This window comes from Nocardia sp. bgisy134 (assembly GCF_965341865.1).
Lineage (GTDB): Bacteria > Actinomycetota > Actinomycetes > Mycobacteriales > Mycobacteriaceae > Nocardia.
In genome coordinates, this window is sequence record NZ_CBDQZP010000018.1 from 48,883 (window position 1) to 62,389 (window position 13,507).

8 protein-coding genes are annotated in these 13,507 nt (G+C 63.2%); 1 reads left to right on the top strand and 7 read right to left on the bottom strand.

Annotated features, from left to right (window positions below; all coding sequences use genetic code 11):
* Positions 1-34 precede the first annotated feature (34 nt).
* On the top strand, positions 35-1,066 hold the full coding sequence (locus ACRWNM_RS27605) for a DUF6630 family protein (RefSeq protein ID WP_431971021.1): 1,032 nt from the start codon (positions 35-37) through the stop codon (positions 1,064-1,066).
* Positions 1,067-1,846: 780 nt separating this feature from the next.
* Here the strand turns inward: ACRWNM_RS27605 and ACRWNM_RS27610 are convergent.
* The 7 genes from ACRWNM_RS27610 to ACRWNM_RS27640 all read right to left on the bottom strand — a co-directional run bounded on the left by ACRWNM_RS27610 (position 1,847) and on the right by ACRWNM_RS27640 (position 13,506).
* On the bottom strand, positions 1,847-2,128 hold the full coding sequence (locus tag ACRWNM_RS27610) for a hypothetical protein (RefSeq protein ID WP_431971022.1): 282 nt from the start codon (positions 2,126-2,128) through the stop codon (positions 1,847-1,849).
* Positions 2,129-2,756: 628 nt separating this feature from the next.
* A complete protein-coding gene (locus tag ACRWNM_RS27615; RefSeq protein ID WP_431971023.1) occupies positions 2,757-4,043 on the bottom strand; it encodes a condensation domain-containing protein in 1,287 nt (428 codons plus the stop codon).
* An 8-nt stretch (positions 4,044-4,051) separates the two neighbouring features.
* Positions 4,052-5,284 carry a class I SAM-dependent methyltransferase gene (locus tag ACRWNM_RS27620; protein ID WP_431971024.1) on the bottom strand — a complete coding sequence of 411 codons (1,233 nt, stop codon included), beginning with the start codon at positions 5,282-5,284 and terminating at the stop codon, positions 4,052-4,054.
* Positions 5,277-6,512, bottom strand: coding sequence for a hypothetical protein (locus ACRWNM_RS27625; protein ID WP_431971025.1), 1,236 nt, complete (start codon positions 6,510-6,512; stop codon positions 5,277-5,279). Before ACRWNM_RS27625 ends, ACRWNM_RS27620 begins: the two co-directional genes overlap by 8 nt.
* On the bottom strand, positions 6,433-7,650 hold the full coding sequence (locus ACRWNM_RS27630; protein ID WP_431971026.1) for a hypothetical protein: 1,218 nt from the start codon (positions 7,648-7,650) through the stop codon (positions 6,433-6,435). Before ACRWNM_RS27630 ends, ACRWNM_RS27625 begins: the two co-directional genes overlap by 80 nt.
* The gene (locus ACRWNM_RS27635; RefSeq protein WP_431971027.1) at positions 7,643-8,935 is read right to left on the bottom strand and encodes a hypothetical protein; all 1,293 of its coding nucleotides are present in this window, start codon (positions 8,933-8,935) and stop codon (positions 7,643-7,645) included. The genes ACRWNM_RS27630 and ACRWNM_RS27635 overlap by 8 nt, the downstream gene beginning before the upstream one ends.
* Positions 8,932-13,506, bottom strand: coding sequence for an AMP-binding protein (locus tag ACRWNM_RS27640; RefSeq protein ID WP_431971028.1), 4,575 nt, complete (start codon positions 13,504-13,506; stop codon positions 8,932-8,934). The genes ACRWNM_RS27635 and ACRWNM_RS27640 overlap by 4 nt, the downstream gene beginning before the upstream one ends.
* Position 13,507 lies beyond the last annotated feature (1 nt).

A 13,507-nucleotide genomic window follows, 5' to 3' on the forward strand; every position in this document is an offset into this window, starting at 1 on the left:
ACGAGCGATAGCTTGGGTTGTGCTTACGGTGAGGATGAACGACCGAGCGGCGAGACTGCTCGGTGTGCGGGACGGCTTCGGTGGTCTGTATCCCGAGGAGGGTCTGGCCCTCGGTTTGCGTACCTGGGTGGACGGCGGGATCGAAAGTCGCGGCGAGGTGGTCTCCTGGGCCCCGATTCCCGCGGACGCTGACGACGCACCGGGGCGTTTGATCGATCTCTACGATTGGGAGCACTGGCACAACGACTTCCACCTGGAAGATTTCGTGTCCGTCGACTCCACGTATGCCGACGGGCCGATCGTCGGCGTCGACGCGCAGCGGACCCTGCTCAGGCAAGGGATCGCGTTGGCGCGGGAGGTCGGGCGGCTGGCCGGTGAGCTGAGCACGCCGATTCCGCTGCGGTGCATCATTAGGGCCAACGAAACCAACGGCAAGTTCGCGTTCTATCGGATTCGGCCCGAGGACAGTTGGGTGCTCGATGACCTCGACAATGACGACCGTGGCTATGTAGTGATCATCGACTTCGTTCCTCGGCCTCGCGACAGGTTCCGAAGCGCGCGCATCGCTGCAGCGCAACGGGCGGCGCTCATCGAACTCGTCGAGCTGCTCGCACCCGATGTCGAGAAGGCTCGTGGCAGATTGGCGTACGTCCTCGAGAATGCGTTGTGGTCAGCGTTCGATCCCGAAGATGCGCTGATAGAGGCATTGTTCGACGGAATCGACAGCGCCTTGAGCTACTTCCCTCGCGTTATCGCCGATCCCAACGCGATTCGCCGCCGCTTGGAGCTGATGCCCACCTGTCCGGAAGGACTGGCCTGGGACTGGGACCGGTACGACGGCGATATCGGATCCTGGAACAGCGAGACCGATCTTCAGCCCTACTTGCGGTTGTTGGCCGATCGTTGTCGTGCGGTCGATACCGCGTTGATCGGCGTCTTCACCGGCGCGGATGGACTGGTGCTGGGTTTCCTGCCTTCGGACAAGCTCGAGCGATTCGTCGTTCTCGCCGCGACGGCCAAGGCAGAGATCGTCATCTACGGCTCGGTAGAGCCCGGCGAGCACTGAACCGGCTCCATCGATGACGCCCAAACCGCGGGGTTTCCGTGGGGTTGGGCCAAATGAGACAGGTCAGGCCCGGTTAAAAACCGGGTCTGACCTAGTGTTTCTGTCGAGCTAAGGGGACTCGAACCCCTGACCCCCACGCAGGGGTTCTAGATGCCTCGTGGCTCCCACCGCTTCCCGAAATTGCCTGTGAACTGCGGAAACAGGGCGGAGGTTCGTCCCGTCGCTTCCCGCTGGTTCCCGTGGTTTCCCGTTCAAAGCGGGGGGTTAGCGCGGGGGCGGTCAAGTTTGCAGGGTTCCCGGCTACGGACGTTCCGCCGCCCCGTAGCGCTGCGGGGTGCCTGCCGCGCTGTGCGCCCAGCGGCGGGGGCGCCGCTGCGTTGTCGCGGGTTCCCACCCATCCCGGTTCCCCGGGTCGTTCTGGGCGGTACCGGAGACAGAAGGTGCTAGCCGGTTGAGAATCGCCAGGCAGGCGGTAAAGGATCGCCACCCACCAGCGGGCGGCACCCTCGACGCCGGGCAGCCCGTGACACATCAACGCCAGGGGTGCGCCCACGACGAGCAGGATCGTGATCGTGACCCGGACGACGTTGGAGATGAGCAGCACGAGCAGCATCACCGCCAGCGCCAGTTGCAGCAGCACGAGCACTCCCCGGCTCTGGGGGCCGGTGACCGCGAGCTCGGTCAGCGCATCTGCAGCCGACCCGGAATCGACACCTTCTCCCGCTACTGTGTCGGCGAGGGCGTTGGCGAAACTGATAGCGGCTGTGGCGACCACCATGCTCAGTGCCCCTGCGGCGAACCCGACCACGAGGCGGGGGCGCGAGTTCGCGGATCGACCACTGGGTCTGCAGGGTCTCGCGCATCATCACCAGCACCCCCACCGCCATCACGACCAGGACGTAGACGCTGGTGACGATCTGCCATGACTGGTTCCAGCGCCCCGATCTCCGGGATCTGTCCCGGCTCCGGTGTCGTGAGCAGGGTTTGCGACAGCAGCTCAAGCAGCGGGTTGAGCGAGGTCTCCACGATGCGCTGGAAGAATCCATCGATCGCGTTCTCCACGCACCCGTTGATGTTGGTGACCCCGCACTCGACCGACCCCGAACTCGGATCGGTCCTGGGCGGGTCGGTGTGGGTGCGGTTGGGTGGTGGTCGAGGGTGGCGTCACCCACCGCGACGGCGGGGTCGTCGTCGGAGTGGGAGTCGCCGGGCCCGGGGGTGACCGGAACCCCCGGTGTCGGTGTGAGGGGTTAGGCGGCCGCCCCGGCCGCGGCCGAGCACCGCGAGCGCAACCGTAGCGAGCACCACGGCAGCGGCCCCGGCCACGGCACGCACATACCTGACGGGAACGGGTGGGAGTTGGGCCTGGGAAGGGTTACAGCCCCGAGGGCATACCGGGCGACTCCGGTTCTCAGCGTCTTCTCAGCGAGGCGCCGCTGGCCTGGTCGAGCATTCGGCCGCGTGCTGCACATCGCACCCACTTCCTCGCGCCAGAAGCAACCGGTCGGCGCCGCCGCACAGACGCTGCGAGCGCGGCGACTTTCGGGCTATGGATCGAGCCCCGAACCGGGTGGGTTCGGGGCTCGAAAAGGGTAATCGCCCATGCAGATTCACATCAGCATGTTTGACGAGCGCGACATTACCGTGGTGGACCGGTCCACTGCTGCGGCATGCCCAGGTCGTGCACCGGCTATCGATGGTCCATGGCGAGTGCCAACGAATCCGACAGCGAGGCCAAGAGCGGCTCGATCTGCGCTCGGTCGACGGTGCCCGCGTCGAACTCAGCGGTGGCTGTCGCGGTGCCGGCCTCGTCCTCGCGGACAGAGATGAACACGTCGTTACCCATGCCCGGCCGGGCGCCGGCCTTGGCGAATAGGAACTCACCGCGGTGCGCATCACCGGCTTCCGCGCGCCGCAGCGGTCGGACTTCGAAATAGATCGCAGCCCCAGCTGACGGGTTCGTCCAGTCGAGATCGAACCGTCGCCCGAGTTGGACCAATGGCAGCGCGCCCTCCACGATCGTGGCGAATTCTGCATCGACGATGCGACGTCGCTCGCTGGGCGTGAGCCGGGTGTCGCGGTCGACCACCGTGACGGGAACACCGAAACTGAACAACCCGCACGAATCGGCATATCGCACCTTCGACCTGCCGTGAACGGCCGCACATACCGCGGGTACCTGCCGGTCGAACACCGTCGTCAACGCATCGAAGAACGAGGCCATGCACAACGAGTAGACGCTGACTCGCTCGCTTCGTGCAGCGGCCGTCATCGAGCGCCACGACACAGCCGTCACGCACTCGGACAGGGTTGGCTGATCGATCGAGCACCGATCAGCTCGCAGCAGGCCATCGACCCGTGGAGGGTAGCCTCCGAGCGTGTCCATGCTGCGTTCGGCCCGCGCGACAGCCTCTTGGCCTTCCTCGGACGCCAAGGTCAGCCGTTGCTCGTGGCAGTAGGCCAAATAGTCGTAGCGGGTCTCGACGTGTCGGATGTGAGGACCCGACAGAATATCCCGCATGCTCTGGTCGAGCCCGACGAAGGACCTTTCGTCCATCGCGATGTGGTCGACGGCGACGATGACCGTGACGATGGTTCCGGAGCGGCCGACACCAACAACCAGCGTCGCCAGTCCCTGCGACAAATCGAGCGGTTCGAAGGAAACACTCGAATCTCTCGCCAGCGCCTCGGGATCTGTGTCGTCGACGTCGCGGATCTCGACGAAGTGGGCGAGCATCTGTTGCACTGCAGACTGCATGTCCAGTACTTCCACCCGCGTTGCGGATTGGAATCGGAACCGCAGAATGTCGTGCCGAGCCAGCAGCACCGCGCAAAGCCCCGCAACGAAATCCATCGAGAACGGTATCGCGCCACTGGCATGCCACCGCAGAGCAATCGGACGTCGGCCGCCGCTGGCGACGGTGGCAAGTCTCGATTCCAACTGCAGACTCGGCGGAACCTCGATACGAATGGCCATTCCAGTCCTCATTTCGAACGATTGCGGGATACCGAGAGACGTCGCCGAGTGCTGTACGCCTCCAACGAGACAGTGCAAACTAGCGGTTCATCGAGACAGATCCGGTCAGCCAACAGCTGTTCCGACACGACGTCACCTGCGCGTATCAGGACCTCTGCCGGTACGCGACCCAGGTAGGGAACGAATCCCGATTGCAACCGGGAAAGGATCTCCTGACGCGAAACTGCTACAGACCACGTGTCGACCAGTTCACCCTTGACCACCATCCCGAGCCGCTGCAGGGTCTCATCGATCGCGGCGTCTGCTCCCTTGCCGTACAAACGAAACCCGAAGTAACCCATCCTTCGAAGTGCGTCGTGAAAAAGGCCTTCGACACATTTGAGTTCTTCGTTCAAACCCACGCGGGAAACCAACCGGAGCAGAACACCGCCGTCCTTGACGACGCGCAGAGCTTCCAGCGCAGCTCGGACTGGACTCGGAGCGAAGCAGAATACTTCGTGCTCGATCGCGCAGTCGACCGCTTCGTCGACCATTGGGAGCCGAAGGCATGAGGACTGCACCGTCAAGATCTGTCGATCGTGTGTGGCCGACACACCGAACTCTCGCAACATGTCCCGGGACAGATCCGTCGCAATCACTTTCGCGCCCAGATTCGCCGCAATCTCCGACAGCGCCCCTGTCCCACAACCAATATCGGCAACAACCGACGACGGTGACACTGACGCCGAGAGTGCACTCTTCACAGCCGAGAAGAACTCGTCGCCGCGGAATCGGCGGCGGTTGTATCCAGCAGCCTGTTCGGCGAAGTACTCCTGCCCGTACAGACTCCAGGGCCGGTCGCCGGTGCCACCGCAACCATGAAACTCGCCGTACAGAGCCTCACGCTGGACAGCGTGCGCCACACCGAGCTCAGACAGCCAGCCGACGAGACCGAGACACACCCCGATCTGGGACACCCGAACCACGGAACAGCGGCGCGGATCGTCGAACGGCTTTGCCCAGTTCTCGAGCAGAGCCCTCAGCTCTCGATCACCGGCGACCTCGTCCATGTCTGGACAGATCGCCGAATGCACACGTGCGCCCAAGCCTGCCCTCAGCAGCAGTGCGGCCTCGTCGAACGCAAGCTCGCCGCCGTGGAGAAGCCAGCTGCTGGCGCGCTCCACAACATTCGGCAACCATCCAGCGATCGACTCGATCCGTTCCTCGGTCAGCAGCGGGACGTGCTCGAACGTGCTATCCAACCGGCACACCGTCCCATAGCGGTGCACCGAACGATCCCCGCAGCCTCTCGGCGGAGTCCGGGCCTGCAGCGCCGAGCTCACCGCGGCTTACTGAGGCGATCATGTCCGCGACGATGCTCATGCTTTCGGCGGTGGCACCGAGCAGCGCCATCTCCGCGGTCCCCAGACGCAGCGATGGCCCGCCCACGCGTGGAAGGCTCCTCTGCACGTTCAGGAAGATTCCCGTGGAGGCGAGGATGTCCGCGACCTCGAACCATGTGTTGGTGCAGCGTGCATCGGGGCCCACCCACACCTGATGGGATCCGACGCATCCAGGGGACACCGACTCGACCGCCACACCTCGGACCGTCAGGGCATCGGCGAGGGCTCGACTACTCTCCAACACCCGCGAGGCGTACTCCGCGCCGTAGAACTGAAACTCCAACGCCGACAATGCCAGAGATGCTTCGGCGGCGAGATGGTGACTGCTCAGGATGTACGGCTGTGCACCATCGAGATCCTTGCTCACCGCGTCATCGGAGGTCATGATGCAACCCTTGTGCGGGCCCGGGAAGGTCTTGTGGGTCGATCCGCCGAAGGAGAGCGGCCCGTCGACTGTCGGCCGGCTGTGCGCACCGCCGAGGATCAATCCGAGCGTATGACTGCAATCGACGTGGACCCACGCGTCCACACCCCCCTCCCGCAACTCCTCCACCGCTTGCGAGTACCTCGGCTCCACCACAGTGTTCTGGACGTCCAGATATACCCCCACCACAGAGCGCGGGTCCACGCGTGACAAGGCGGATCGAATATCGAACACACCGTATTCGTCGTAGCCGATCGGGACAGGGACGCCTCCGAACATCTTGACAATCTCGCCGGTCGCGTAATGACCGCCGCTGGTCTCCTCGACATACAAGATCGTCCCAGACCCCCGCCGCGCCATCGCGTACAGCACCAGGTGCATCGCCGACATTCCCGACACGGGCCGGGTGTTGACGAATTGGCATCGACCCAACTCCGCCAATGCGGCCCTGCCCGCCTCCACCAGACGAGCAGCCCGCGCACCTGCGGGGAACTCGTCGGTGCCGTTCAAGTCGGCTCCGAAATGGTACCTGTTCGCCAAATCGGACCCCAAAAGCGCCGCAGCCCGAGGACTCAGCCTGTTCTCACTCGGCGTGAGATTGACTATCGAGCCACGCTCCGCCACGGATAGATCGGAAAGCAGCGTTTGCACCCTCGTAATCATGTCCACAATCCTCGTTGCTCGCTATAGAAACAAGTACTTCAACCGGGTACTGAAGGCCATGAATAGGCCGGAACATGCCGGCTGAATATGCGCCGAAACCTCGGAAGACGAGGCGATCGCCGACAGCGAACTCCTGCGCTTCCTCGGAAATCAACCACACATCACCCTCGTAACATGTCGGCCCCGATATCCGGGTGGGGCCGCCCCGGCGACGGTCAGCGCCACCTATGAAGTGACAGCCGATGAATTCAATGTCGGTCCAGGTGTTCAGCGAGAAAACGGATGCATCCACGGTGACTTCTTGAAAGGAAGCATTTCTGGAAACAGTCACCACAGTGCACACGACGTACCCTGAACCCATTACGACATCGGCGCCCGGTTCGAGCTCGACAGCCTGAACGTACGGCAAAAGCTCGGTGGACAGAACCTGTCGTACCCGGTCGGCACCAACGTTTCGGAAGAGGGCGGTCATCCCGCCTCCAAGGCTCGCCGTTTCGACATTCGGGAGATATCGGGTCGCGTCACGAAGAAGGCCGATCAGTTCGCGGAGTTGGACGATATCGCGCACGTCAGCGACATGACCCAGTATGTGGCCGACACTTCCTCTCTCACGAACACTGAGCGTGGACAGCTGTCCGACATCGACACCGAACCTGCTCACCGGGCCCGTACGCAACCGCAATCCGACAGATTTCGCACGACCCGCATATTCTTTGAACTGGGGAATTGAATTGCAGAATACGACCCCGTCGGATGTCTCGCCTACGACCCGGCGGAGCTCCTCCGAATCGCCGGGAAAGACGAATCTGAACTCCGTGAAGCCAGCCGCCTCCGCGGACGCGTGCTCCGCGACGCTCGAAACCGAGGCAAAGTCGACAACCGTCGCCAAGTGGCTGAGGACCGATGGCGTACGGTTCGCCTTGACGGCGAATCCGACGCCGTGCTCCCCTACCGCGTCACGGTACCGTCGGACCGATGCTTCGATGTCGATCGCGTTGTAGACCAGCGCCGAGTCGGTCGCATCGATGCCGGCGGAGGCGACCGCTTCGAGGAGCATGCCCGCGTCGACGTTGTTCGATGCCCAGTCGAATCTGGAAACGGTGGACAACGACTCTGCCACGATCGGGTACTTAGGCACAGCGCTTCCCTCCTCTGGAGATCGAATCCAGACCGGCCTTCACGGTTCGGAGCGCTCGTTCGAGGCAAGCAGGAGACTCAGAGATGTTGACCCGGACTCCGGCCCCATGCGGGTACAGTCCGTTCCAGGCGGCCTCGTTTCCGCCGAACATCAGGGTCGGGTTCAGTTTCAGCCGGAAGTTGCGACCGACGCTGTTGCAAGCCGCGACGAGGTTCTCGTAGCCAATCGTGCGGCCGACGGGCACATGGGTCGAGTATCCGGCGTAGGGCTCGATCTTCGTTAGATCGCATTCGTCTGCGATCCACGAGTGTTCGATCACGTCCCAGCCCGATGCCAGTCCGTTCATCAGGGTGCCGAAATGCGCGATCATCGATTCCGAGAGTGAGGAAATTGCATGGCCGGCACCGGCACCTACGTGGGCAGCGACCCAGCCGACATCGGCGAAGGCATCTTCCTCGCCGCCGTCTCGGCTGTAGTTTCCGACGGCGAGCACGTACGAGGTCGATACGAGAGACCCATGCGGATTGAGGCAGTAGGATCGCGCAAATCGGCTCTGATCGATGCTCTCGATGAGTCGATCGTCCCAGGAGACCACGACTCCGGGCCGCAGGCCGGGCAACGACAGATCCTTGCTGGCCGTGAACGTGACGACACAACGCTCGAGATCCGTATTTCTCAGTTTTTCACCGAGGGTCATCAATGGAAGATCGTGGGCTCGGTGACCGATCTGGAAGGCGGTATCGAAAACGGAGTATCCGGGATCAATGTCCGGCTCCTGGAACATTCTTCCCGAGACGCCGTTCGGCGTTACCGAGACCAACGCGATGGGGTCTGGTGTTTCGTCGGGGATCGGAAAGGTGTTCCCGTTTTCGTTGTAGTAGAGAGCTACCGGCATACCGTTCACGGCACGCGATTGCTCGAAGATGTAGTAAGAAGGCAGCGGGAGTGCCACGCTGAATCCGTTCGCAGCGAGGAATTCGAGGACAAGGCTGACCCCCTCGGTCGCTCCCTCGGTGAATCGGACGTTGGAGGGTGCGACTTCAACCTCCCAGATCCTGGAGAGTGCGTGTGCGACCACCGCCCGCTCCTGATCCTGCCATGCACCGCTGTAGTCGACCAGTCTGGATCGGTACCACTCCTCACCCAGGCATTGCCCGAGTATCAGAAGTGAGTCATCACTGGGATCAACCAGGCATCGCCCCTGTCCGATTTGGCCGGAGTCGGAATCGACACCGGCTCTCACTTTCTTGTATACGTCAACACATTCGGCATTTACGGTGCTCATAGAGCACACTCGCGATCAAATTGTGAGACCATTTCCGAGAGTTCTGCCAGAGTCTTCTCGATTGCTCCGAGAAGCCAATCGGGGTCGGTTCCGGCGTGGCATTCACACGCGGTGACGTCGACCCGGAACGAGGAACGCTGACCGGCTCTCTCGAACCAACAGTTCAAGGTGATGCATTCGTTTGTCACGCTGTCCTCACCGAGCACGCGGGGCAGCGCCGGTGCGGCCTGGTCGTCCGAGCCTTGCACTCCGAGGAAGTTCAGCAGAACGCGCGGTCTGTGCGGTTCGCCCGTCGTCGTGCCGAGGCGATAGCCCCACTCCACGCTCTTCTCGATGGGTGTGGACGCCCGACGGATCTTGATGGCAGATATCGAGGAATGCCACACGTTCAGGTCCCAGGGCGTGGGAGCCGCTGACATGATCCCGTCGACTGCGACCGGCCACTCGACTGCGTACCAGCCGATTCCGGTCTCGTCGGGAAGCCCCAGACGGGGAATCCCTGTCCGGCCGTGACCTTCGAGCAGGATCTCGCCGGTGGGCAGAAAGTGCTCGGCGCCGGCTGCTCGGCTCTCCAGCGCGCGAACCACAGCAACCACGACGATGTCGAGCAGGTCACCGCCGAGCAGGTCGGCGTACCAACTGTTCGCGACGAACACGAGGCCGTTCTCGAAGTCCAATCGATGGCTGGTGTGCACGAAGCGCCCGTGCCGCTCGCGTTCTGCGCGTGTAGTTGCCCCGCCCCGCCTGCCTCGACCGAACTCCTGGTCCAGCGTCTTCGAACGTGCGTACCAGTCGATCTCGCGCACAGGCGCGCCCGTGCTGGTGGTCGGCCCTTCACCTGCCACAACCGCGCTCTCGACGATTCGCCAGGACACCGGATCCATGACCAGATGCGATACGACGAGGACGACATCTGCTCCGCCGTCCGGGCGCGGCACGACACCCGCGGCGAACACTTCGCGCTCGGAGTTCTCCCGTGCCCAGACTTGCTCGAGGACGTAATCGGTGGCGGTCCCAGCCGGAAACTCCAGTACGCGCAGGGCGGACTCCTCTGCGCGCGAGTCCTCTGCCGTGACCGTGAACGTCAGCGCGGGGGCGGCGTCGCTGTCCGACTCGTCCGGGGACACCACCTTGGCGGCCAAGAGCGGATGTGCATGACGCAGCGCAGCGAGCCGGCGCCTCACCTCGCCGGGGCTGGCCTGAATCGAGTAGACCTGCGAGTAGCAGAACCGAAGGAGCTTCTCGAGGTCTCGCCCGGCCGCTTCCCACGCCGCGATCGCGATCGGTGGAAGCTCGACGGACAGGTCTGCGCCGCCCGCTATCCACTCGGCTTCGCTGACCCGTAGCCCGTGGTCGTGGCGAGCGTTCGGATCTCCTCCGAGATGCGTCACGGTGACGTCGATCAGGCGTGCACTGCCGCGCAGGTCTGCTGCTGCCACCCGCCAGCCCCGGACATGCATCCGGGCGACGACGTCGATGGTCGACAGGCTGTCGCCGCCGAGCTCAAGAAAGCTCGCCGCCAGGAGGGACCCAGTGAAGTGGTCGGCCACAACCTCTCGCACGGTCTCGGCCAGCACCTCGTGGCCGGGGCCGCCGACGAGGTCATCGGACAGTGAATCGTCAAAGGCATCGAGCTGTGCTGCGTGGATCGCCACCTGCGACCAGACCGCATCCCAGTCGACCTTGCCGTTGACGTTATATTCGAGCGAATCCACCGTCGTCAGCCGGGCGGGCACGTGGCTCGCCGGGACGCGTTCGCCGAGTTGCCTCCGTATTTCTGAGACATCAGTGGAGTCATCGACGACCAGGACCACGACGGCTTCGAGCCTGCCGTCGGTGGAGACGCGGGCCGAGCAATGGTGGATACACGAAAGCGCCAACAGTGATTTCTCTACCTCAGCGAGGTCGACTCTGTTCCCGCGGATCTGGACCTGCCGGTCGTTGCGGCTTGCGAACACCAGCCCGTGGGCGTCATCGATCCAGACCAGATCGCCGGTGGCATAGACCGCGAGGGCGCCGACTTCGTTGACGACCTGCCGCAGCGTCGGGTCGATGGTGCGGCCGCCCGAGAGGTAACCCGTCATCAATTGGTCGCCGTAAACAACCAGTTCACCGACGTCGCCCGGCCGAACCGGAATACCGAGCTCATTGACGACCAGTCCGGCGACCCCTGGCAGAAGCCTCCCGATCGGTGCCGACAGCCCAGTGTCCTGGCCCGCTGGTGTCTTCCCGGCCGCGGCTGGGAATTCATAGAAGATTGCGGTGTCGACCGTGTTCTCGGTGGGACCGTAGGTGTTCGCGAGAACGTCGGTATGCCGCCGGAGTCGCTGCCACAGCGACAGGGGCACCGCTTCGCCACCGAGCAGTACTGTGGTTGGGCCAGGCTGGGTGTGTGTCCACAGTCCTGCAGTCAGCAGCGCCTGCGCATGAGACGGCGTCAGATCGATGACCTCGATTTGATCGGCAGCGAGACGGAATGCCAGTTCCTCGGGGTCTCGCCGCTGTGCCTCGGAATAGACGTGGGTGTCGTAGCCCACGAGCAGAAAGCACAGCTGCTCGTAGAAGGCGTCGAATCCGAATGACGCGGTGATGGCGGCGCGGCGCGGAACTGCAGTGCGCCTGGTGTCACAGAATCCGGGGTTGTGGAGCGTGGAAATCTGAGTGCTCAGGAACCGCTCGAGCGCGCTGCGGCCCACGGCTACGCCCTTGGGCACGCCGGTGCTTCCCGAGGTGAAGATGACGTACGCAATGTCAGCCCAGTCGATAGTGTGCTCACTCGGTACAGCCGGCCGCGGATCGGCGTCCTCCACAGTGAACACCTCGACGAAATCATCTGGCCCGTCACCGCCGACGCTGTCTGCGGGCACGGGGAGCTTCGCGTCCGAGTCTGTGCGGACGATGTACTTCGGTCTTGCCAGCTCGAGGATCTGTCGGATCCGGGCCGGCGGATGCTCTTGGTCGATCAGAGTGAACGGACGTCGCGCCTGGAGCATGGCCAGAATGGTGACCAGGGTTTCGAGCCCGCGGCCGGCGACAACGGCTGTCAGCTCGCAGTCTTTGATCGCCAACTCGAGGTACCCGCGCCTGGACTGGACGTGTGCAAACAAGTCGGCGGTCGGTAGCGATCGGACTGCTCTCGATTCCTCATGAAACGTCACTGTCGGTGCGTGCGGCATTCGCTCGATCAGGTAACCTCGCAGAACTCGGTCGAGCGCAACGCGCGCCGTCGTGCGGGGAGCCGCGATGGCCTCCCATTGCGCCGCGGCGTAGAGCGGAACCTCTCGCAAAGCAAGTTCTGGAGACGCCAGCCAGTTTCGGCAGAAGGACACGAAGTCATCCAGGGCCAGGATCGGCTCTCCGGGCTCGTGAGCTGTGGCGCGCGGCAGAGTCAAGGTCAGCTCGCCAGCGGGTCCGAGATCGATCTGCAGTCCTCCGGGCTCCCGAGGACCGGTCGCGATCGACACACGATGGGTGCTCGACGTCGAACCGAAGAAGGTCCTGATGTTGATCCCGATGCCCGCCAGCAGCCGGCCGTCGGCGCCATCGACTCGTGCAACGAGTTCCTCTCCGCGGAACCTCGAGTGCTTGCCGACCTCACGGAGCACTGTGGCGGTCCGGGTTGCGAGGCTATAGAGGGTGTCGGTCCCTTTGCCGGTGGCGATCTGGATCGGTAGAACATTCACCAGCATGCAGGGCACGGCTGCCAGTGTCGGAAACCTGACGCGGTTGCTGAACGGCATCGCGAAGGTGACTTTGTCGACGCCGAGTCGATAGCCGACGAACCCCGCGTAGAGTCCGGTCAGAACCTCGATCCGGTGGCATCCTACGGTCGTCGCTGTCAGTGTCAGCGAATCCATGAGTGACTGGTCGAGGACATGAGAATCCGAAAGTTCATCGAGCTGGACTTCCCGACCGCTCCCATATGGGTATTCGACCTCGACATCGAGCGCGTTCCGCCAGAACTCCCAGTCGTGGTCATAGTTTTCCGAGGACCGATACTTCTCCTCGGCAACGAGCTCGTCGGGAATACTTTGATTCGGATCGTACGGATCGTACGTGCGAACACTATCGGGCGCGCGCTCGCTCGCGAGCTCCCGTTCGATCCGCTCCTGAATCAGACTCGCACCGAAACCATCGATTACAATATGGTTGTACATCTGGACGCAAGCTGCTTTGTCCGCGCCGAGAGGAATCACCGCAATCGAGAACAGTGGAACGTCGATGGTTGCAGCCATAGACGGTGCATTCTGGTCCAGAATTGTTCTCGCTGCGTCGATCGCATCGGATGTCGAGCAAATGTCGACACCAGACACGACAACGACACGATCTGACGGATCGTGTTTTCGCGTCTGAACGATCCGGCCCGCGTGTTCGCCGGCGCCGTAATGGACTCGTGTATACAGGATCGGTACTTGCCCGACCACACGTCTCGCTGCATCGGCGACGTCCGAGGCGCTTGCCTCGTAGATTGACAGTTCGCAAACCACCCATACGCCAGGATCATCGGAAAGCTGTATCGCATTCCAAATTGCTTCCTGCGCCGCGGTCAGTCGAATTACCGGATTGCTCATG